We start from the raw sequence: 21,697 nt of genomic DNA, 5'->3' as shown, positions 1-21,697 counted from the left end.
GTTCGCGCTCGTTTCCTCGGTTCTTCTTATCGAATCGCCGTCCCGCGTCCCACTCGAGTCGAGCAACCGGCGTCGGCGGCTAGTCACGGCGGAACGATATCGTCACAGATCACTGAACGGTGTCGATTCGATCCCACACGGAAACGAAACTCGTCCGCTCGACCTCGAGAGTCGCCCGTCAGTTCCCGTTCGAACCTTCGCTGCTGCCGCCCTCGACGCCCATCGCGTCGAACAGCGTCCGCTTGACCGCTTCCTCGGTCAAGTCGAGCAGCGTGTCGCGGGTGTCGTCGGAGATCTCGATTCCGGTGAAGATGCCCAGCGGGATCTCCGCGCTGGCCTGCGTCGAGTGGCCCGCCGTCTCGCCCATCTCGCCGTAGGCGTCCTCGAGCACCTTGCCGATGTTGATGCGGATGTCCTTCGAGCGGCCGGCGAGGAAGATGGTCTCGTCGGCGATGCCGAAGACGGCGGTGGTGGTGACGCCCTCCAGATTGAGGAGGTGGCTCGCGGCCTGCGTGAGCGCCTCGCGGTCGCGGACGAAGCCGGCGTTGGAGACGAGGTGACTCCCCTGGACGTCGCGGTTAGTGATCGCCTCCGCGAGGACGTCCAGCGTCTCGGGGGACATCGACGGCGACTCCACCTGCTCTAAGGTGTCGTGGTTCGCGAACGGGTAGAGGTAGGCGGCCGCGGTGAGGTCGGCGGGGGTAGTGTCGCGTTTGAAATCCAGGGTCTCCGCGCGGATGCCGTAGAGGAGCGCCGTCGCGACCTCCTCGGAGACGTTCATATCGAACTCCTGGATGTACTTCGTCATGATCGTCGACGTCGAGGACATGTTCGGCCGGATGTCGACGAACTCGGGTTCGAACTCCGCTTCCGGCTCGTGGTGGTCGATGACGACGTCCACGGGCAGATCCATCTCGCCGGAGGTCGCGTGGTCGACCAAGGCGACGGTGTCGTAGACCGCGTGGTCCTCGATCTCGTCCCACTGGACGAGGTCGATCCCCAGCAGGTTGACGAACGCCCTGTTCTCCTGGTGGCCGACGTCACCCAAGTAGATGATGTCCGACTCGATCCCGAGGTGGCTCGCGATCGCTTGCAGGGCCGCCGCCGACGCGATCGAGTCCGGGTCGGGGCTGTCCTGGGTGACGATCGCCAGCCGCGTCGAGGTCTCCTCTAACAGCTGGGCGAGCTTCCCCGCGTTGTACTCGAGTTCGCCCGACTCGAGAGCGCGCAGGGCGGACTCGGCGATCACCGAGGAGGGGTTGATGACGATGTCGGCGCCGAGTTCCTCGAGTTCGTCTCCGGAGACGGGATCGCTCGCACGGGCGACGACGAACTGGGTATCGTCGATCTCGCGGATGTGCTCGACGGCGCGTTTGTTCGATTCGACGTCCGAGGCGAGGATGAGGACGACGTCCCGATCGGCGACGAGGTCGGCGGCTTCCGGCTCGCGAATGTCGGCGGTGCGGGCGTCTAAGTCCTGGTCGCGCAGCGATTCGACGCGGCTCTCGTCGCGGTCGACGATGAGGACGTCCTTCCCCTGCTCGACGAGTTCTTCCGCGACCGCGTAGCCGACGCTCCCACAGCCGAGGATCGCGTAGTCAGAGATCGACGAGATCGTAACCCCCGTACTCATTACATCTGTGGTCGGAGCGACCACACTTAACGCTCCCGAAGATCCTTATTCCACGCGGTCGCGGGATATAGCGGACTCGAGGGCGGTCTCGCGATGTGTGTCCGTCCCTACCACAACGCAATCCAAAGGAAACGTATTTTAACGGCCGACGAAAAGTCGTAGGTACAGGGCCGGTAGCTCAGTCCGGCAGAGCGTCTGACTCTTAATCAGACGGTCGCGTGTTCAAATCGCGCCCGGCCCGCTTTTGCGACGACCAATTTCGCGAGGAGCAAAGCGGCTACAGCGAGTCGGAGCAGCGAAGTCACAGCCCGCGTTGTGTACTCGAGTACTAGCGTAACAGCGAGACACTACCGTATGAGTAGGTCGCCGCCGATTCGTTTCGGACGAGTCGGTTCGTAACGCCGGAGTCCTCGAGACGGAGACATCCCGATTCGACGACGACTGGAAACGAATAGCAGCGGGAGACGCCGGAGGAGAACCGTCTCGGATCCAGCGGGTGACTACACAAAGCATATACACATTAGTAATACGTTTTACATCTGCGACGACGGAAACTGCTGAAAAGTACGCCCGCAGTCGTCGTTCCGTCCCTCGCGGGCTGTATCGGATGGAACGTCAAGCCCTCGGGCTTTCACGGGTACACCGTCGCCGTCGATCCGATGGCCGCTCGTGACCTCGTCCCCTGTGTGGCACGAGACGAGGAGCGATTACTCCCGTCGCCGCTCATCGGTGACTTCATCGCTACCGTACTCGACGGCGAGGAAATCGTGGCTGAAGTGACGAACCTCGAACTCTTCGAGAGCGGGTCGTACGACGGATTGTTCCATTATCGGGATGGCAAAACGTTCTATCGGGTCGAGAAAACGGTCCTCGAGAAGGGGACGGCCGCCGGACGAGAATACGAACTCTCGAGGAGGGGACACAGTGCGGACACCTCGGAAGCGGACGTCGTCCCGCTGTCTTCCCTCCCGTATTACGACCAGTTGCTGCTGCACAATTCGCTTTCTCTCTCGGATACCGGCGGAGTACGTGTGTTTTCGGAGACGTTTGTCGCGGGGTATCTCGATTCGGGCTATCGGGAAGAGTCGCGTCTCGCCGACGGTATCGACTTCGAACGTATCGAGTTCGATGGTCGGTACGTCAGAATCGAGGATCGCGGAGAGAGTTCTGCCCCGCAAGAACGCGTCCGGTATTCCGCCGAAGCCGTTGCGGAGGGCGACGCTGCGTTTCGCGAGTACATCCTCGAGCGATACGCCATCGAGGCGACCGATTTGAGCGAACGGGCGCAGGATTTCCTCGACAGCGTTCTAGAGAACGCCGGTTCGTTGCTGATCTCCACGGACGACGAGAACTTCGAATCGCAAGAACGAGCGCTCGAGGAGATTCGCTCGCTGGCGTCGAAACGGACTCCGCTCGGCGATCTGAATCACCCGCGGTGCAACAGGGCGCTCTATCTCCGGTACGAAGGTGAGGGATACACGTTCGTTTCGAGAGACAGAGTCAGCTGATCGAGGGAGTGAATTGCGTCGGTACGGTCCTCTCAAACTCAGTTACTAAACGCCGCTATTGGTAAGTGTACCTGGGTGTGTGCCCCTCATTTAAGACTCCTCGAGTGAACAGTCCGACACATGTCAGCCATACAAGTGGATGGTCTGACCAAGCGCTTCGGCGACGAGGTCGCCCTCGAGGGACTGGACCTGGTGGTCGAGCGGGGAGAGGTGTTCGGCTTCCTCGGTCCGAACGGCGCGGGGAAGTCGACGACGATCAACGTGCTGCTCGATTTCGTGCGGCCGACCGACGGCAGCGCGTCCGTGTTGGGGATGGACACGCGAGCCGGGAGCGAGGCGATCCGCGCCCGGACCGGCGTCCTCGCGGAGGGAATCGATCTCTACGAGCGGCTGACCGGCCGTCGCCACCTCGAGCTCGCCCTCGGGTGGGCCGACGGCGAGGAGACGCCCGAGGAGCTGCTCGAGCGCGTCGGGCTGGCGGTCGCGGACGCCGACCGGAGCGTCGGCGAGTACTCCACGGGGATGAAACAGCGCCTCGCGCTCGCGATGGCGCTGGCCGGCGATCCGGACCTCCTCGTGCTCGACGAACCCTCGACCGGGCTCGACCCCAACGGTATCCGAACCATGCGCGAACTCGTTCGCTCCGAGGCCGAGCGGGGGACGACCGTCTTCTTCTCGAGTCACGACCTCGACCAGGTCGAGGCCGTCTGCGATCGGGTGGCCATCCTCAACGACGGCGAGCTCATCACGGTCGACACCATCGACGGGCTCCGGGAGGCCATCGGAGCGCGCTCGGAGCTGTACCTCCGGCTCGCCGACGAACCCGACGCGGATCTCTCGACGATCGACGGCGTCGCCGACGCCGAGTACGACGACGACCGGCTCGTGGTGACCTGCGCGGATCCGCGCGCGAAGGCACGCGCTATCGGGCGGCTCCTCGACGCGGACGTCGAGGTGCTCGACGTCGACGCGTCGTCTGTCGCCCTCGAGGACGTGTTCGCGACCTACACCGACGGCGAGGTGGATATCGTCCGCGAGGAAGAGACCGCAACCGACGACCGCCGCGGTCGCCTCTCGGGGGTGTTGGGATGACCGTCACGTGGCGCGACGTCGCGCGCAAGGACTTCGAGGACGTCGTCCGATCGAAGCTGCTGTGGGCGATCACCGGCGGTTTCGTCGGCCTCCTCGCGTTCTTCCTGCTCGTCGGCTACGTCTCGGGGGACGCGGGAGAGGGATCGATGAGCGACCTGCTGGCCGTGATGGGCCAGTTCGTGATCTTCTTCGTCCCCCTGATCGCGCTGATCGCGGGCTACATGGCGATCGTCGGGGAGCGCCGGTCCGGGAGCCTGCGCGTCCTCCTGAGCTACCCGTTCTCGCGGTCGGACGTGGTCACCGGCAAGGTCGTCGGTCGCAGCGTCGTCGTCGCGGCGACGATCCTGGTCGGGTTCCTCGTCGTGACCGTCCTCGGCGTGCCGCTGGTCGGGGAGATCTCGGCCGTGGAACTCGCGCAGGTCACCGGGCTGACGATCGGACTGGGCGTGACGTTCACGGCGCTGGCCGTCGGCATCTCCGCGGCCACGGCCTCGCGGGGGACCGCCCTCGCGTGGGCCGTCGGCATCTTCATCCTGCTGCTAGTGATGTGGGAGGCCCTCGCCGTCGGGATCTACTACCTCGCCGCCGGCGCCCGTCCCGGGGTCGAGGTCGAGGCCTGGTACTTCGCGCTGTACCAGGCGAACCCCCTCGAGGCCTACCGGTTCGCCGTCGATCAGGTGACGAACAGCTACGTCGGCCCGATGGTCCAACTGGGCCTCGAGGACGTGTCGTTCGCCGAGGCCGGCCCGGCGGACCTCCGGATCGAATCGCGCGTCGACGGCGACGTCCCCGTCTACCTCCGGCCGTGGACCGTCGCGCTGGTGTACGTCGGCTGGATCGCGGTCCCGCTGGCGATCGGCTACCGGCGGTTCGACGCGGCCGACCTCGAGTGATCGCCGCCCGCCGCGCGTCCGACTCGATCCCGAACTGTTCGCCGACCGAAACGGCTTAGTTCGGCTCGCCGAACGATCCGTCATGCACGCTGACAGGATGGATCCGCAGGCGGAGGCGGCGATCGAGCGCCAGGGGCGGCTCCCCTTGCCGCACAACCGTTACGGCCTGAAACTCCTCCGGCGTCTCACCGATCCGATAATGGGGCTCCGGAACCGAAACGGTCCGAGCGTCGGGCGGACGATCGACCGAACGATCCCCGGTCCCGCGGGCGATCTCGACGCCCGTCTCTACCTCCCGGCCGCGTCCGGGCCGTACCCGACGATCGTCTTCTTCCACGGGGGCGGGTTCGTCCTCGGAAGTATCGAGACCCACGACTGGCTCTGCCGACACCTGACTCGAGAGAGCGGCTGTGCCGTCCTGTCCGTCGACTACCGGCTCGCCCCCGAACACCCCTTCCCCGCGGCGGTCGAGGACGCCGTCGCCGCCGTCGAGTGGGCGGCCGCGAACCCCGACGCGGTCGCCGGAAACGGTCGGGTCGCGGTCGCGGGCGACTCCGCCGGCGGGACGCTCGCCGCCGTCGCGGCGCTCGTGGCCGTCGAGCGCGACGGTCCGGAAATCGACTATCAGACGCTGCTCTACCCGGCCGTCGGCATCGAAGCCGACCAGCCGTCCGTCAGGGAACACGCCGGCATCGTCCTCGACGAGGACGACATGGAGTGGTTCAACGAGTGCTACTACCGGAGCGACATCCACAGGCGCAACCCCTACGCCGACCCGACGAACGCCTGCGACCTCTCGGGCGTCGCTCCCGCGACGGTCGTCACCGCCGGCTTCGACCCGCTCCGGGACGGCGGGAAGACCTACGCCGAACAGCTCGTCCGCGACGGCGTTCCCACGCGCTACGAGAATTATACGGACATGCCCCACGGCTTCATGACCCTCCGAGACGTCGACCGCGCCCGCGATGCGATCGCGGCCGTCGCCGACGACCTTGCTGATGCACTCGAGGACGACTGACCGCGCGTTACCGGTCGTCGCGCACGCCGTCAGGGAGGTCGTTGTTCGCGAGCGATACGGCTCCGGAGTCGCTCGTGATCCGAAGTGAGTAGGTGTCCTCGATCGAACGGGCGTAACTGTTCTCGATCTGCACTCCGCTCCCGCCGTTGACGACGATCGGCGTGTGCGTCGTCTCGAACTCGCTGTCGGCGACGAGGTAGTCCTCGCCGCGGAGTTCGAGTCCGCGCCGCTTGTCGTCCCCCGGTTGTTCGACCGAGAGGCCGACGAACCGACAGCCGTCGCGCTCGCAGTAGATCGCGTGGCGGTTCCGGGTCCCCGCTGCGTCGCCGGTGATCCGAACGTCCTCGAGATCGGCGCCGCCACCGTCGCCGCCGAGCAGTCGGACCGCGTTGGCGCTACCGTGGATCTTGATATCGGTATTCTCGACGGTCACCGGACCGGCGGCGGGATCGACCCGGATTCCGGCGCTCGGGTGGTACCCGACCTTGATCTCCGAGTCGGAGATTACGGTGTTCTCGACGTCGTTCATAATTCGGATCGCGTCGCCGTTCGGCTGCGGCGTGTCGACGGTGACGCCCTCGAGCTCGAATCGCTCGCCGCCGTCGAGACGAATCGCGTGCTGGCCGTTGGAGTCGTGGGGGTCCTCGGTGACGACGGCGACAGCGTCCTTGATCACGCCGGTCGTTCCGGCGAGGCGGATCGACGCGGTACCGCTGTTCTCGAACCAGCCGCGTTCGATGCCGACCCGTCCGGTTTCGTTGGACGCGTAGAGCCCGTTGTCCGGGAAGCCACCGAGGCTGCAGCTCTCGAAGACGAGCGTGCCGTGGTGGTATTGGTTGACGACGATGCCGGTCGGGCCGCGCCACATGTTCCCCTCGTTGGGCGTCTCGTCGACGTGGAGACCGCCGTCCGACGCGCGGAAGGAGTAGACGTGTCCCTGTCCGTCGGGATCGAGGACGTTGAACAGGGCCGGACCCCACGTCCCGCTGTCGTGGACGCCGTGGATCGTGACTCGCCGCACGGAGAGGCCGTCCTCGACCACGGCATTGATGACTCGAATCCCCGTGTCGTCGGCGGTCTGGTCGACGTCGAAGTTCTCGAACCGGAGGTCGCGACCGGGCCTGTCACTGGTTCCCAACCGGAACAGCCGATACTCCGGCCCGTCGAACTCGTGGTAGTTCGCCGGGACGAGCGTCGCGTCGTAGCCGACGAAACCGACGTTCTCGAAGTCGGTGAGCCGCAGCTGTTCGTCCATGTAGTACCGACCCTCGGGGAACTTCAGGAGCGTGTCGTCGTCGACGAGCTCCTGCAAAACGGGCGTGACGGACTCGTTACCGTCGGTGTCCGCGCCCGCTTCGGCTACGTCGACGACGGTTCCGTAGTGGTTCTCGAGCGGGTGTGCGGACGTGACGCCGGCGATCGAAAGGGCTCCGAGCCCGGCGAGACCGCTCAAATACGACCTGCGACCGATTCCCCGACTGCGTGAATCGTCTGAAGTCACGGCACCCCGTCGGTGCCGAGGGGTCTTACGTATAAGCGGCGTAATCCCACCCGAAACGATCGCGGCGTCCGAACGAGGCTCCGCGATAATTTCACCGACGGAACACCCACCCAGCGACGGGACTGGCGCGCCGATCGGCGAGACTTAGCGGCGGACTAAGCGAGGCGCCGCGGCGTCGGCGACGAGCGCAACAGTTGCACTGACTCGAAGGATACGACTTCGAGACGAATCGCGTCCGAGAGGCGCCGAGAACGCCCCGTCGAGACCGTCCTCTCGAGGCGCGTTCCTCGCCGTCGAACGAGCAAATCGTCTTCGCAACGCCATCGGAGCGGCGACGACGCCGAGCTATAAGAGCGATCTCAACGTAGGCTTCGAAACGACCATGGCAACGACCTACGAGGGGATCACGTTCGAGCGGCTCGGCCACGCGAGCAAGCGTCTCGAAACCGCCGACGGAACGGTTATCTACGTCGATCCGTGGGGCGAGCAACTCGAGGGCGAACCCGGGGACGCGGACGTCGTCTTCGTCACGCACGACGACTTCGACCACTACGATCCCGAGGCGATCGCGGCCGTCGCCGGCGACGACGCGACCGTCGCGATCTACGAGGCCGTCGACACGAGCGACCTGTCGGAGGACGTGATCGACCTGCCCCTCGAGGGCGAGGTGACGGTCGACGGGATCGACGTCGAGACGGTGCCCGCGTACAACGATCCCGCGGGCGGCCACGTCGACGACGACGGCGAGCCGTTCCACGCCGAGGGCGAGGTGATCGGCCTCCTGCTGGACCTCGAGGGGACGACCGTCTTCATCCCGTCGGACACGGACTTCCTCCCGCACCACGAGTCGATCACCGCCGACGTGTTCGTCCCGCCGATCGGCGGCCACTTCACGATGGACCGCCGCGAGGCCGCGGACTTCGCCCGGAGCGTCGAGGCCGACCTCGTGCTGCCCGAACACTACGACACCTTCGACCCGATCGAAACGGACGCCGACGCCTTCGCCGCCGACCTCGAGGCCGACGGGATCCGCGTCGACCTGTTCTGACCGGTCGGGGGCGACATCGGGTTTCGAGGCGGCCTACGGTCGATATCGCCACCTCTTCCCACCCCTTGGGAACTCCCGACGGGTGAAATACCGGCTCGCCGCGTACGATCGGGTATGACCGACGAGACACCGCGGACGGACGAGGAGATCAGGCGAGCGGTCGTCGATCGGGTCCGTGAGGTCGAGATCATGGGCGGCGATCCGATCGGCGAGCAGTTGATCGAGGACGTCGACGTCGCGGACGGAATCGTCACCGTCACCGTCGACTTCGAACCGGTCGGTCGCGTGCTGGCCGACCGGCTGACAGACCAGCTTCGGGGCGCCGGGCTGGCGACCGACGGCGTCGTCCACGTCCGGGTCGAGGCCGCCGGCTCCGACGCGCCCGAGACCGGACTCCCGGTGTCGGGCGTCGACTCGATCATCGCCGTCGGCAGCGCGAAGGGCGGCGTCGGCAAGACGACGATCACCGCCGCGCTCGCGCGGGCGCTCGCCGAGGACGGTCTCGACGTCGGCGTCTTCGACGCGAACGTCTACGCGCCCGACGCGCCGGACCTCCTCGAGGCCGAGGGACCGGTCGCGACGTCGCCGACGGGGAAGCCGATGCCCGTCGAGACCGACGACGGCATTCAGGTCGTCAGCATCGAACTGATCGCCGAGGACGGACCGGTCGCGTGGCGCGGGGCGATGGTCCACGACGTCGTCAAGGACCTGCTGGGCAACGCCGCCTGGGACGACCGGGACGTGCTGCTCGTCGACCTGCCGCCGGGGATCGGCGACGCCGTCTACACGATCGTCCAGCAGGCGCCGCTGGACGGCGGCCTGCTGGTCTCCACGCCGACCGACGAGTGCGTGCGGGCGACCCGGCGGACCGCGGCGCTGTACTCGGCCAACGACGTGCCGTCGATCGGCGTCGTCCCCAACATGGTCGGCGCGGCCGAGGGCGAGTCGACCCCCTTCGACGGCGACGCGCTCGCCGAGGACGTCGCCGAGGCGGCCTACGCCGAGATCGACCCCGTCCCGTTCGATTCGGCGCTGCGGGAGCCGACGGCCCGCTCCTTCGGTGACCCCTCGAGCGCCGGCGAACGCGCGATCGATTCGCTCCGCGAGACCGTCCTCGAGTTCCTCGAGACGGAGGGCGGGCCGGCGGTCCCCGAGGACGCGGTCGACCTGCGCGGGCTGCCGCCCGAGAGCTGCCAGCGGCAGGTGGTCACCGAGTTCGGCGTGGTCGACGAGGAGCCGGTGTCGGTGGTGTTACGTGGCGATCCCGACGACCTCGTCGACGTCGTCGACGAGAGCCTCGCCCGCGACGGGCGCTCGCTCGAGCGGACCGACGTCGACGATCTGGGCTACGACGGCTGGCTGGTCGAACTCGAGGCGGCGGGCGGATCGACGCTCGAGCCGGCGACCTGAGAGCGGCCGGCGGTTGTCGCTCGACGCGGGATCGCCTCACGGCTACGGGAGGAGCCAGAGGAGATCGATGAGACGGTCGAGCCACGATCGGTCGTCGTCCGATCCGTCGTCTCCGTCAGCGGTTGTGGTGGCCATAGTTTAACTTTTGACACGTACGCTAATAGGTTTTTCCCGATCGAAGCGATCGGTAACTGAGGATAGTCCGCGAGGCGACGACGGCGACCGCTCGCGATCGAACTGTATCGCTTCGAAACGTCCCTTTGCGACGAGGGTCCCAGCGCGTTCGGGGCGAGAACGACGCCGTCGCTTTCCCCCTTCGTTCCCGTCGGTTCGAACGGTGATTCGGCCTCTTTCGACCCCGTTTTAAAGACCCACTATTCGGAGGATTTCGGCCGTAGCGTCCCCAACGCGTGGGAACGGGCGGGTCTGGTTAATGAGTGGGTGCACGAGTATCGACCGTGATGGCACACGGACGACCCACGGACGATCCGCGCTATCCGAACCGCTCACTGAGGGGTTCAGTCGGCGACGACCCTCGCACCCGACGTGCGGGGTGGTACGATGAGTGACGAGGCGTCCGACGGGCTCGAGTTGACCCGTCGGGAACTCGGCGCCGCGGCGGCGGGTATCGCCGGCGCGTCCGGCCTCGGCTTCCTCGGCTACCGGCGGCTGACCGGCGAGGAAACCGCCGACGAGGACGGCGAGGGGCCGATGAACCCCCTCGAGGAGTACCCCAACGAGGAGTGGGACCAGAAGTACCGGGACGTCTGGGAGCCCGACGACTCCTACATGCTCACGTGTACGCCCAACGACACCCACAACTGCTACCTCGAGGCCACGATCAAGAACGGCCAGATCACGCGCCTCGGTCCCTCGATGAACTACGGCGAGGCGACCGACCTCGACGGCAACCAGGCCTCCCAGCGGTGGGACCCCCGCGTCTGTAACAAGGGGTTGGCGATGGTCGAGCGCTTCTACAACGAGCGCCGCGTCAAGGCCCCGATGATCCGTCAGGGCTTCAAACAGTGGGTCGACGACGGCTTCCCGCGCGATTCCCACGGCTCGATGCCCGAAGAATATGCCCGGCGCGGGGAGGACGACTTCGTCGAGGTCTCTCACGAGGAAGCCCACGAGTACGCCGCCCGCACCTTCCTCGAGCTCGCCGACCACTACAGCGGCGAGAGCGGGATGCAGTCGCTGCTCGAGCAGGGGTACGACGAGCGCGTCGTCGAGGAAACGCAGGGCGCCGGCGTCCGGACGATGAAGTTCCGCGGCGGGATGCCGCTACTGGGCGTCATCAAGCTGTTCGGCCAGTACCGCAACGCCAACTCGATGGCGCTTTTGGACAACTACGTCCGGGACGTCAGCGAGGACGAAGCCCTGGGTGCGATGGGGCTGGACAACTACTCGTTCCACACGGACCTGCCGCCGGGCCACACGATGGTTACCGGCCAGCAGACGGTCGACTTCGACCTCGCGAGCATCGAGTACGCGGACCACATCGTGCTCGACGGCATCAACTACCTGACCTCGAAGATGGCCGACTGTCACTGGCTGACCGAGGCCAAACTGAAGGGGTCGAAGGTCACCGGGATCTTCACCGACTACAACGCGACGGCCTCGAAGTGTGACGAACTCATCACGGTCCGGCCGGCGTCGGACACGGCGCTGTTCCTCGGCGCCGCGCGCGTACTCATCGAGGAAGAGCTCTACGACGAGGAGTACGTCCGACAGTTCACGGACCTCCCGCTGCTGGTCCGCATGGACGACAACGAACTGCTCCGCGCCAGCGATCTCTCCGCGGACTACGAGCCCGCGGACTTAGAGAAGACCGACGCCGTCGCCGACGACGCGGACCGCCCCGGCGTCGACGTGACGAACATCGACGACCAGGTCATCACGGAGGAGCTCCGCCGCGAGTGGGGCGACTTCGTCGTCCACGACGCCGAGAGCGGCGAGTTCGAGCCGGTCACGCGCGACGACATCGGCGACGACTTCGACGTCCCCGCGACGATCGAGGGCGAGTTCGAGATCGAGCTCGCCGACGGCGAGACCGTCGAAGTACGGACGGTGTTCGACCTGATCAAAGAGCACCTCGTCGGCACCTGGGACCTCGAGTCGACCGCCGAAGTCACGGGGACCGATCCGCAGGCGATCGAGAACCTGGCTCGGGACTTCGCGGACAACCAGCAGAGCACGATGCTGCTGACCGGGATGGGGCCGAACCACTACGCGAACGCCGACCAGCACGGCCGCGCGGTGTTCCTGCTGGCGTCGCTGACGCGAAACGTCGGCTACCAGACGGGGAACGTGGGCTCCTACTCCGGGAACTACCGGATGGCGTACTTCAACGGCGTCGGCCAGTACGCCAACGAGGACCCGTTCGACGTCGAACTCGATCCCGAGGAGCCGGCCAGGACCGAGAAGCGCTGGGACGCCCACTCGGCGCACTTCTACACGAACTTAGACAAGCCGCTGAAGGTCGACGGCGAGTACTTCCAGGGCGACTCGCACATGCACACGCCCACGAAGTCGATCTGGGTGTCGGGGTCGAACTCCATCCTCGGCAACGCGAAGGGGACCTACAAGATCATCGAGAAGGCCCTTCGCACCGGGAAGATCGAGGCGTTCTTCACCAACGAGTGGTGGTGGTCGATGACCTGCGAGTACTCCGACATCGTCTTCCCGGCGGACTCGTGGGCCGAACACCACGTCCACGACATCACCGCCTCCGTCACGAATCCGTTCATCACCACGATGCCGGAGACGGAGATCGACCGCATCTACAACACCCTAAACGACACCCAACACTACAAGGGCGTCGCCGAGAAGCTCGCCGAACTCACCGGCGACGACCGCTTCGAGGACTACTGGGCCTTCATCGACGAAGAGGAATACCAGGCCAAACCCTACATCCAGCGCATCTTCGACCACTCGAACGCCGTCAAGGGCTACGACGTCGAGGACCTGCTCGAGGACGCCCGCGAGGGGACGCCGGCGATCATCATGACCCGGACCTACCCCAAGCACGTCGGCAACGAGCAGACCCGGGACTCCCAGCCCTGGTACACGAAGACCGGGCGCCTCGAGTTCTTCCGCGAAGAGGAGGAGTTCGCCGAGGCCGGCGAACACATCCCCCTCCACCGGGAGCCGATGGACGCGACGCCCTACGAGCCGAACGTCATCGTCGACGACAGCGACAGTCCCGTGGTCGCGCCGGAGACGCCCGAGGACCGCGACTGGGACAGCCAGGAGAAGGCCCGCGACACCAACGACCGACAGGTCCGCAACGTCGTGAAGTCGCCGTCGGAACTGACCGACTCCAGCCACCCGCTGACCGACCTCGACGAGGGCTACGACTACGTCTACATGACGCCGAAGTACCGCCACGGGACCCACACCTTCGGCGCCGACCTCGAGGAGATGGCGGTCTGGTGGAGCAACTACGGCGACCAGGGCCGCAAGACCGAGCGCGATAGCTTCGACACGCGCAAGCCGTACATCGGCGAGGGGTACGTCGAGATGAATCCCAAGGACGCTCGCGAGGAGGGGCTCCAGGACGGCGACTACGTATGGGTCGACGCCGACCCCTCCGACCGGCCGTTCCCGGGCTACGACCCCGACGACGAGGAGACCGAGTACACGCGGGCGCTGATGCGGATCCGCTACCAGCCGAGCATTCCGCGGGGGGTCACCCGCAGCTGGATGAACGTGACCCAGACCTCCCACAAGTCCTACGAGGCCCAGCAAGAGCGCGAGGACGGGAAGGCCCAGTCCGAGGACACCAACTACGTCTCCATGTACCGCAGCGGCGGCCACCAGTCGATGACCTCGACGTGGCTCCGCCGGACCTGGCTGACCGACACGCTGCCCCGGAAGGGCATGTTCGGACAGAACGTCGACGTCGGCTTCGAGCCCGACGTCCACGCCGCCAACGGCGCGCCCAAGGAGTCGTTCGTCAAGATCGAGAAGGCCGAAGACGGCGGCGTGAACGAGGACGGCGAGCCCGAGGGCGACTGGCGACCAGTCGACGAGGGCGTCCGGCCGACCCAGGAGGACGACCGGATGAAACAGTACCTAGAGGGCGGTTTCACGAGCGAATCAGACTGAGGTGACTCACAATGGCAGAAGTTTACAATTGGCAGATCGGCCGCGAGATGGACTACCCCTACACGGAAGCGCGTCCGGAGAAACAGTGGGGGGCAGTGTTCGACCTGAACAAGTGTATCGCGTGCCAGACGTGCTCGCTGTCGTGTAAGACGACCTGGACCAACAACGAGGGCCAGGAGCACATGTTCTGGAACAACGTCGAGACCAAGCCCTACGGCTCCTACCCGCTGCAGTGGGACGTCGAGATCCTCGACCGACTCGGCGTCCACGAGTGGGGCTCGGACGGCGTCTACGAGGGCAAGACGATCTTCGAGGCCCGCGACTTCGACTGGGAGTCGATGGCGATCGACGACGATCCGGAGACCATGCACAGCGAGGGGATCGAGGGCTTCCGTCCCGACGACGAGGACTGGGCCCAGCCGAACCTCGGCGAGGACGAGCCGACCGGCCAGGAGGTCGAATCGGACACCCACATCGACGAGGACCACCACCCGACGTGGTTCTTCTACCTCCCGCGGGTCTGCAACCACTGCACGTTCGCGGCCTGCGCCGGCGGCTGTCCCGTCCAGGCCATCTACAAGCGCCAGGAGGACGGCATCGTCCTGCTCGACGAGGACAGCTGTCAGGCCTTCCAGGAGTGCGTCCGGGCCTGTCCCTACGGGAAGTCGATCTACAACTCGGTCGCGAACAACTCCCAGAAGTGCGTCGGCTGCTACCCGAAGGTCGAGCAGGGACTCGTCCCGCAGTGTTTCGAAAACTGTCTCGGCAAGATCCGAATGCACGGCTGGGTCAACACCCCCGAGAACGCCGACACCGCCGCGCCCGTCGACTACATGGTCCACGACGCCGAGGTCGCGCTCCCGCTGTACCCGCAGCTGGGACTCGAGCCCAACGTCTACTACATCCCGCCGATCAACGTCCCGACGGACTACTTGGAACAGATGTTCGGCCCGCGCGTCGAGCAGGCCCAGGAGACCTACCGGAAGGCCCGCCGCGGCGACGAGGAGTACCGCAAGCTCCGCGGCGCCTTGCACCTGATGGGGTCGACCGAGTGGCGCATCGAGGAGTTCGAAGTGACCGACGAGGAAGCGATCGGCTACGATCAGGACGGCCACACCGTCGCTCGCGTCCCGATGGAGGAACCGAGATACGAGCGCGACCGCTTCGACGGCCAGCACGACGCCTACCGGCTCGACATCGCGTAACGACCACGACCGACCACAGCCACACCAATGTCACGACCAGACCACCACGTTCACCGCGCGCGACTGTACAAGCTCGCGTCGATGGCGTTCGACCGACCGACCGACGACCTCCGCGAGGCGATCCGCTCCGCCGAGTTCGACGACCAGCTCGTCGAGTCCGCCGCGGCGCTGGGAGACGAGGACCTTCGCGAGCGCGCCGAGACGGTCGCCGACCTGAGTCCGGACGGCGCCGACGAGATCGAGGACTGCTACTCGACGTACGCCGCGCTGTTCGGCTTCGAGCAGGGCGGCGAGATCCAGCAGTACGAGGTCGAGTACGGCTCGGGCTCGCTCGTGACGAACACGGACACGCTCGCCGACATCGCCGGCTTCTACGGCGCGTTCGACCTCGACCTCGAGGACGGCAACCGCGAGCGGGTCGACCACCTCTGCATCGAGCTCGAGTTCGTCTCCCACCTGGCCTTACAGACGGCCTACCTCGAGCAGACCGGCGACGAGAAGGGCGTCGAGATCGTCTCGAACGCCCAGGCGGACTTCCTCGAGGACCACCTCGGGCGCTGGGTCCCGCGGTTCCGCGAGACGGTCCACGACGACGCCGACGACCCGTTCTATCGGGCGCTCGCGGATCTCGTGGTGGCGCTGGTCGAGGCCGACGCCGACCGGTTCGAGATCGAACCGGACGTCTTCCCCGAGGTACCGCCGTCCCCGACCGAGGGGCTCACCGGCGGCGGCGACGGGGACTTCCGGTGTGGGACCTGCGGCTCGAACGGATCCCAGACGTCGACCCCTTCGCCCGGCAGCGCCGAGATGCCGATGGGCGACCGCGACGGCCCGTACTGACGGTGACAGCGGCCTCGCGGCGAGCGTTCGTCGAGAAGGGGCGTCAGCCGGCTCGGTCTCGAGTGGCAGCGCCGTCGCGCCGTGACCGTCACCCGTCTCGTGCCACAGTTCGGGTGATCGCTACCGCCACTGCCATCGCCACCGCAGATCGGGACGACAGTACCCGCGGCGGGCGTCCGCGGTCGAACGAGTCTTCCGTTCGTCCCTCGAAGCGGCCGTACCAGCGATGAGTCAGGAGCCACCGTTTCGCGTCGTCTGTCTCGCCGGTCCGAGCGATTCGGGGAAGACCACGCTCGTCGAACGGCTCGTACCGCGACTGGCCGATCACGGCCGCGTCGCGACGGTCAAGTCGATCCACCACGACATCGAGATCGACACACCGGGCGCCGATACCCATCGCCACCGGACCGCGGGCGCCGAGACTGTCGTCGGCGTCACCCCCGAACTCACGTTCGACGTCACTACTCGCGGCAAGCGCGATCCGCCGGACGGGTCCGACGGTGACGCCGTGCTCGAGGCCGACGATCCGGAACTGCGAGCGCTCGCGGACGCGCTCGAGCGCCTCGAGGCGCGGGGCTACGCGTTCGTCGTCGTCGAGGGCTTCTCGGCGGCCTCGCTGCCGACGATCCTCGTCGGCGACCGCGACCCGAGCGCCGTCGGCGGCCCCGTCGTCGGACGCGGCGCGGACGACCTCGAGGCGCTCGTCGAGACGATCCGCGGACTCGATCCGCTCGTCGACCGCGAGTGACCGAGTTTCCGCCCGCCGGCGGCGACGAACGAACTCGAGTCGGCAACCGAACTCGGGCCGACGATCGATCGACCGCTACTGCGGGCCGTAACGCACTGCGGGCCGTAACGCGACCGCGTTACGCGAGGCCGCGGACCGACGACACGTCACCCGCCGGAATAACCTCTTTCGGTTATATTCCCGCAAAATAGGAACGGAAACCAGTTATATTGAGCGGCGGACTCGAGTGAGACGTATGGTGACTCGCGACGACGACGCCCGAACGAAACGCGGCGCCGGACCCTCCGGCGGCGGTCGCCGGGCGTTTCTCGCGGCCGCGAGCGCGACGGCGGCCGGCGTCGTCGGGACGGCCGGCTGTCTCGGCGCGGCCGATCGCGTGCGGGTCCTCTCGGCCGGGAGCCTCGCCGTCGCGCTCGAGGAGACGGTCGGTCCGGCCTTCGAGTCCGAGACGGGGCGCAGCTATCAGGGGGAGTACCACGGGTCGACCGTCGTGATGCGGATGATCGAGGAGAGGACCAAACACCCGGACGTGATCGTCAGCGCCGACGCCGAGCTGTTGCGGGATCGGCTCTACCCCGACCGGACGGACTGGGACGTCGAGTTCGCCGCCAACGAGGTCGGCATCGCCTACGATCCCGACACGGCCCTCGGCGGCCGACTCGCCGCCGGCGAGCCGTGGTACGAGGTCGTCGCCGACGCCGGCGCGGACGACCTCGCGATCAGCGATCCCGATCTGGACCCGCTGGGCTACCGGGCCGTCCAGCTGTTCGAACTCGCCGAGCGCCGACACGATCTCGAGGGGTTTCGCGAGACGATGCTCGACACCGCCTCTCGAGAGCCCGACGAGTCGAAGCTGTTGACCGGCGTCGAGGCCGGGAGCCGCGCCTGTGCGGTCGTCTACCGGAACATGGCCGTCGATCACGAACTGCCGTTCCGCGAGCTGCCCGACGCGTACAACTTCGGGGATCCGGCACACGCCGAGACGTACGCGACGGCGACGTACACGACCGACGAGGGGTACGCGGCCCGCGGTCGGCCGGCGGTCTACAACGCGACGGTCCGGGACGACGCCGACAACCCCGACGCCGGCCGGGAGTTCGTTTCCTTCCTGCTCGAGGAACCCGCGCTCCTGACGGACTGCGGGCTCCGCGTCGGCGATGCGCTCCCGCGCGCCAACGGAAACGTGCCGGAGGCGATCGGCCCGTGACCGATACCGATGCGCGGCGGGACGACGCGAACTCGCGGTTCGGGAGCGGTCTCGAGCGCCTGACCGGCGGGATGGCCGTCCCGGCGCTGCTGGGCGCGGTGTTGCTCGCGTACTTCGTCGTCCCGTTCGCCGCGTTCTTCGCGCAGGTGGGTTCGGTCGACGTGATCGGCGGCCTCGCCGATCCCGCCACGCGGGATGCGATCAGGACGTCGCTGGTGACGGCGCCGATCTCGACGGCCGTCGCGACCGTCTTCGGCGTCCCGCTCGCCTACGTCCTCTCGCGGGCCAGCTTTCGCGGCAAGCGCCTCCTCGAGGCCGCCGTCTTGCTCCCGCTGGTCCTGCCGCCGATCGTCGGCGGCGTGATGCTGCTGACCGTCGTCGGCCGGTACACGCCGATCGGTTCGACCGCAGCGGCCCTCGGCGTGCCGCTGACCGACAGCTACGCCGGCGTGATCCTCGCCCAGACGTTCGTCGCCGCGCCGTTTCTCGTCGTCACCGTCCGCGCCGGCTTCGACGACGTCGATCCGCGCGTCGAGGAGGCCGCCCGGACGCTGGGGTACGGGCGCCTCGAGACGGTCCGCCTGGTCTCGTTGCCGCTGGCGCGAAACGCCATCGCCGCGGGGATCGTCCTGACGTTCGTGCGGGCGCTCGGCGAGTTCGGCGCCACGATGATGGTCGCGTACAACCCGCGGACGATGCCGACGCGCATCGACGTCTTGCGGATCGCCCGCGGTCTCGAGGCGATCGTCCCGATCGCGCTGGCGCTACTGATCAGTACGGTCGTCGTGGTCGCGCTGGTTCAGGCGCTCGTCGGGTCAGTGCGGCGGTATTGACGACGAGCCGATAATAGGGGATGAAAGAGCTGCTTGCAGCACACATCAGATATTCTGTAATTCGGCTTCATCACTGCTAATCTCTTTGGAAATGGGGTTATTGGGATCCCCGTAGTACTCAACGTTGAACTCATGACATCGATCGCAGACATCGAGATTCCGGCCGACGGAACCGGAACCGGCGAGCTGTTCGAGGCGGTCCCCTCACTGACCTGTGAAATGGAGCGCGTGATCGCCTCGAGCGGCCACGGCCTCTGGCTGTCGGGCCCGTCTCAGGAGGACATCGAGACGGCGCTGGACGACGCTTCGGCGATCGGTTCCTACACGCTGATCAACAGCGAGGACGACCGGTGGCTCTACGACATCGAATTCGAACCGGACACCATCGACATCTTCGAGCTGATCCTCGAGGAGAACGGCACGGTGCTGAGCGCCTCAGCCTCGAGCGGCACGTGGCTGCTGAGCATTCGGTTCGCCGACCGCGAGAGCGTGAGTTCGCTCTACGACCGGTTCGACGAGGCCGGCGTCACGCCGACGATCGTTCGCCTGTTCGATCTCGCCGAAGAGACGAAGAGCCAGTGCGGCCTCACCGCCCGGCAGTACGAGACCCTCGTCGCGGCCATCGATCACGGTTACTTCGAGATCCCCCGCGAGGTCTCGATGCAGGAACTGTCGGAAGAGCTCGGCATCTCCCACCAGGCGCTCTCCGAGCGGCTGCGCCGAGCGTATCGCGCGCTCGTCACCTCCGAACTGAACGTCTCCGAGGACGAGACCGTGGCCCCGCCGGTGCCCTCGAACTGAGCAGGTCCGACACCGCTCGACCGACTCGCGGTTCCGCCGGCCGCACCCGGTGGCACTCGATGTTTTCGCATCGGCAGTACACGGTTTTCGCCGTTTGACCGGCAGGACGTCACCGCTCACACGTGACGGAGTACCAACTACTGTTATAGCACCGGCGGCCGATTCTCGAGTATGCACGTCGACAGCGACGACGATATCCTCCGGATCGCGTTCGACCGACCGGCGGCGCTCAACGCCGTGACGAAAGAGATCGCCGCGACGCTGGCCGACACGATCGAGGACGCCTCGCCCGACGAGTACGACGCGATCGTCCTCACCGGCGAGGGCGACGCCTTCAGCGCCGGCGGCGACCTCGAGGCGCTGGCCGAACAGCCGGCGTCGGCCCGCGAGGCCTACACGGAGGTCGAGGAGAGCTTCGGCCGCGTCGTCGAGGCGATGCTCGAGTGTCCTGTGCCGATCGTCGCGAAGGTCAACGGCGACGCCGTCGGCGCCGGACTGTCGATCGTCGCCCTGGCGGATATCGCCTACGCCGCCGCCGACGCGACCTTCTCCTGTGCGTTCGTTCGGATCGGCCTCGTCCCCGACACCGGCGGGACGTTCATGCTCCCCCACATCGTCGGCCTCAGAGCCGCCAAGAAACTCGCGTTCACCGGCGAGTTCTTCGACGCCGAGCGGGCGGCCGACCTCGACCTGATCAACGAGGCGGTTCCATCCGAGGACCTCGACGACCGAGTCGACGAGACCCTCGAGCAACTCCGCGAGCGCCCGACGGAGATCATCGGCCTGATGAAAGGAGCCATGCACGAGAACATGGCTCGCCACTGGTCGGAGGCGTTAGACCACGAGAACCTGCTGCAGGTCCAGGCGCGTACCTCCGACGCCCACGCCGAGGGTGTCGCCGCCTTCCTCGAGGATCGAGAGCCGGAGTTCGACGCCTGAGGGCGGTCGCTCGTCCGTTACCGAAGACCGTCACGACTCGAACCGCAAGCCAGCGCAAGCACCACTGTCATCCTTTTCTTTGGTGTCTAGTTTATTGCAATGTCCCCACAGTTTACCGACGACGACATCGGCAAGACCGTCGTCAACGCGAACGGCGAGGAGGTCGGTCTGATCGCGGACGTCGAACACGGTACCGCACACGTCGAACCGGATCCGGGAATTACGGACACGATCAAGGCCAAACTCGGCTGGGGCGGGTCCGACGAGGACACCTACCCGCTCCAGGAGGGCTCGGTCGCTCGCGTCACCGGCGACTCGGTCCGCCTCGAGAGCGACCTCTCCGGCAGCGCCGGCGGCGGTGCGACCAGCGCCGGCGGAACGACGGATATGGACACGGACCGAACCACGACGAGCGACACGGCGGCCGGCGCGTCCGAGCGGGAGACCGAAACCGGGGCGACCGACACGAGTATGGGCGCCTCCGAAACGGATTCCGGCGCCGGAACGCCCGGCACAGACACGGGCACCGATCGCGGCGACGACGACCTGATCGGTGACGACGATGACGGCCTCATCGGCGACGATAACGATCGGACGTCCGACGATGACGGCCTCATCGGCGACGACGACGATGACGACTCGTTGATCGGTGACGATAACGACCGCAGATCCGACGACGACGGCCTCATCGGTGACGATAACGACGACGATTCGTTGATCGGCGACGACAACGATCGCCGCACCGACGACACTGATCGTCGTACCGACGACGACTCGCTGATCGGTGACGACGACTCGCTGATCGGTGACGACGACGATGACGATCTCATCGGCGACGATAACGACGATGACTCGCTGATCGGCGACGACAACGACCGAGACTCCGACACCGACACTCGCTAGCCGCCCTC

General features: G+C 66.7%; 17 protein-coding genes and 1 tRNA gene. 16 read left to right on the top strand and 2 right to left on the bottom strand.

What is annotated here, in order from left to right:
* Positions 1–178: 178 nt before the first annotated feature.
* Positions 179–1,633: a DHH family phosphoesterase gene (locus HTZ84_RS08055; RefSeq protein ID WP_174680203.1), complete on the bottom strand. Its 1,455-nt coding sequence runs from the start codon at positions 1,631–1,633 to the stop codon at positions 179–181.
* A gap of 167 nt (positions 1,634–1,800) precedes the next feature.
* Here HTZ84_RS08055 and HTZ84_RS08050 point away from each other — a divergent pair.
* From HTZ84_RS08050 to HTZ84_RS08030, 5 genes are all read left to right on the top strand, one after another.
* Positions 1,801–1,874, top strand: a tRNA-Lys gene (locus HTZ84_RS08050).
* Between the two features lie 445 nt (positions 1,875–2,319).
* Positions 2,320–3,141 (top strand): hypothetical protein, encoded by an 822-nt coding sequence (locus tag HTZ84_RS08045; protein ID WP_174680202.1) that lies wholly within the window; start codon positions 2,320–2,322, stop codon positions 3,139–3,141.
* 120 nt (positions 3,142–3,261) lie between these two features.
* The gene (locus HTZ84_RS08040) at positions 3,262–4,233 is read left to right on the top strand and encodes an ABC transporter ATP-binding protein (protein ID WP_174680201.1); all 972 of its coding nucleotides are present in this window, start codon (positions 3,262–3,264) and stop codon (positions 4,231–4,233) included.
* Positions 4,230–5,126: an ABC transporter permease subunit gene (locus tag HTZ84_RS08035; protein WP_174680200.1), complete on the top strand. Its 897-nt coding sequence runs from the start codon at positions 4,230–4,232 to the stop codon at positions 5,124–5,126. Before HTZ84_RS08040 ends, HTZ84_RS08035 begins: the two co-directional genes overlap by 4 nt.
* An 82-nt stretch (positions 5,127–5,208) precedes the next feature.
* Positions 5,209–6,144, top strand: coding sequence for an alpha/beta hydrolase (locus HTZ84_RS08030; RefSeq protein WP_174680199.1), 936 nt, complete (start codon positions 5,209–5,211; stop codon positions 6,142–6,144).
* Positions 6,145–6,151: 7 nt separating this feature from the next.
* On the opposite strand, the gene HTZ84_RS08025 is transcribed toward HTZ84_RS08030, so the two are convergent.
* Positions 6,152–7,597, bottom strand: a complete 1,446-nt coding sequence (locus tag HTZ84_RS08025) for a hypothetical protein (RefSeq protein ID WP_174680198.1) — start codon at positions 7,595–7,597, stop codon at positions 6,152–6,154.
* Between the two features lie 430 nt (positions 7,598–8,027).
* Between HTZ84_RS08025 and HTZ84_RS08020 the strand changes: the two genes are divergently transcribed.
* The 11 genes from HTZ84_RS08020 (at position 8,028) to HTZ84_RS07970 (ending at position 21,689) form a co-directional block, all read left to right on the top strand.
* Positions 8,028–8,693 carry an MBL fold metallo-hydrolase gene (locus tag HTZ84_RS08020; protein WP_174680197.1) on the top strand — a complete coding sequence of 222 codons (666 nt, stop codon included), beginning with the start codon at positions 8,028–8,030 and terminating at the stop codon, positions 8,691–8,693.
* Between the two features lie 114 nt (positions 8,694–8,807).
* Complete coding sequence (locus HTZ84_RS08015) at positions 8,808–10,103, top strand: P-loop NTPase (RefSeq protein ID WP_174680196.1); 1,296 nt, start codon at positions 8,808–8,810, stop codon at positions 10,101–10,103.
* Positions 10,104–10,664: 561 nt separating this feature from the next.
* Positions 10,665–14,213 carry a molybdopterin-dependent oxidoreductase gene (locus HTZ84_RS08010; protein WP_174680195.1) on the top strand — a complete coding sequence of 1,183 codons (3,549 nt, stop codon included), beginning with the start codon at positions 10,665–10,667 and terminating at the stop codon, positions 14,211–14,213.
* An 11-nt stretch (positions 14,214–14,224) separates the two neighbouring features.
* Entirely contained in the window at positions 14,225–15,418 is a 1,194-nt protein-coding gene (locus HTZ84_RS08005) for a 4Fe-4S dicluster domain-containing protein (protein ID WP_174680194.1), read from the top strand.
* A 27-nt stretch (positions 15,419–15,445) separates the two neighbouring features.
* A complete protein-coding gene (locus HTZ84_RS08000; RefSeq protein ID WP_174680193.1) occupies positions 15,446–16,258 on the top strand; it encodes a TorD/DmsD family molecular chaperone in 813 nt (270 codons plus the stop codon).
* A 226-nt stretch (positions 16,259–16,484) separates the two neighbouring features.
* Positions 16,485–17,006, top strand: coding sequence for a molybdopterin-guanine dinucleotide biosynthesis protein B (mobB, locus tag HTZ84_RS07995; RefSeq protein WP_174680192.1), 522 nt, complete (start codon positions 16,485–16,487; stop codon positions 17,004–17,006).
* A 235-nt stretch (positions 17,007–17,241) separates the two neighbouring features.
* Positions 17,242–18,213, top strand: coding sequence for an extracellular solute-binding protein (locus HTZ84_RS07990; protein ID WP_174680191.1), 972 nt, complete (start codon positions 17,242–17,244; stop codon positions 18,211–18,213).
* Positions 18,210–19,046: an ABC transporter permease gene (locus HTZ84_RS07985; protein WP_174680190.1), complete on the top strand. Its 837-nt coding sequence runs from the start codon at positions 18,210–18,212 to the stop codon at positions 19,044–19,046. Before HTZ84_RS07990 ends, HTZ84_RS07985 begins: the two co-directional genes overlap by 4 nt.
* 132 nt (positions 19,047–19,178) lie before the next feature.
* A complete protein-coding gene (locus tag HTZ84_RS07980; RefSeq protein ID WP_174680189.1) occupies positions 19,179–19,847 on the top strand; it encodes a helix-turn-helix domain-containing protein in 669 nt (222 codons plus the stop codon).
* 171 nt (positions 19,848–20,018) lie between these two features.
* Positions 20,019–20,786: an enoyl-CoA hydratase/isomerase family protein gene (locus HTZ84_RS07975; protein WP_174680188.1), complete on the top strand. Its 768-nt coding sequence runs from the start codon at positions 20,019–20,021 to the stop codon at positions 20,784–20,786.
* A 99-nt stretch (positions 20,787–20,885) separates the two neighbouring features.
* Positions 20,886–21,689 (top strand): hypothetical protein, encoded by an 804-nt coding sequence (locus HTZ84_RS07970; protein WP_174680187.1) that lies wholly within the window; start codon positions 20,886–20,888, stop codon positions 21,687–21,689.
* The last annotated feature ends 8 nt before the right edge of the window (positions 21,690–21,697 follow it).

The organism is Haloterrigena gelatinilytica (assembly GCF_013342145.1).
In the GTDB taxonomy this organism is placed as follows: Archaea; Halobacteriota; Halobacteria; order Halobacteriales; family Natrialbaceae; genus Haloterrigena; species Haloterrigena gelatinilytica.
This window is presented reverse-complemented; position numbering and strand designations above follow the sequence as displayed.

Coding starts and splice junctions, on each gene's coding strand:
- HTZ84_RS08055 (WP_174680203.1), bottom strand. CDS start 1,633: ATGAGTACGGGGGTTACGATCTCGTCGATCTCTGACTACGCGATCCTC.
- HTZ84_RS08040 (WP_174680201.1), top strand. CDS start 3,262: ATGTCAGCCATACAAGTGGATGGTCTGACCAAGCGCTTCGGCGACGAG.
- HTZ84_RS08035 (WP_174680200.1), top strand. CDS start 4,230: ATGACCGTCACGTGGCGCGACGTCGCGCGCAAGGACTTCGAGGACGTC.
- HTZ84_RS08030 (WP_174680199.1), top strand. CDS start 5,209: ATGCACGCTGACAGGATGGATCCGCAGGCGGAGGCGGCGATCGAGCGC.
- HTZ84_RS08020 (WP_174680197.1), top strand. CDS start 8,028: ATGGCAACGACCTACGAGGGGATCACGTTCGAGCGGCTCGGCCACGCG.
- HTZ84_RS08015 (WP_174680196.1), top strand. CDS start 8,808: ATGACCGACGAGACACCGCGGACGGACGAGGAGATCAGGCGAGCGGTC.
- HTZ84_RS08010 (WP_174680195.1), top strand. CDS start 10,665: ATGAGTGACGAGGCGTCCGACGGGCTCGAGTTGACCCGTCGGGAACTC.
- HTZ84_RS08005 (WP_174680194.1), top strand. CDS start 14,225: ATGGCAGAAGTTTACAATTGGCAGATCGGCCGCGAGATGGACTACCCC.
- HTZ84_RS08000 (WP_174680193.1), top strand. CDS start 15,446: ATGTCACGACCAGACCACCACGTTCACCGCGCGCGACTGTACAAGCTC.
- mobB (WP_174680192.1), top strand. CDS start 16,485: ATGAGTCAGGAGCCACCGTTTCGCGTCGTCTGTCTCGCCGGTCCGAGC.
- HTZ84_RS07990 (WP_174680191.1), top strand. CDS start 17,242: ATGGTGACTCGCGACGACGACGCCCGAACGAAACGCGGCGCCGGACCC.
- HTZ84_RS07980 (WP_174680189.1), top strand. CDS start 19,179: ATGACATCGATCGCAGACATCGAGATTCCGGCCGACGGAACCGGAACC.
- HTZ84_RS07975 (WP_174680188.1), top strand. CDS start 20,019: ATGCACGTCGACAGCGACGACGATATCCTCCGGATCGCGTTCGACCGA.
- HTZ84_RS07970 (WP_174680187.1), top strand. CDS start 20,886: ATGTCCCCACAGTTTACCGACGACGACATCGGCAAGACCGTCGTCAAC.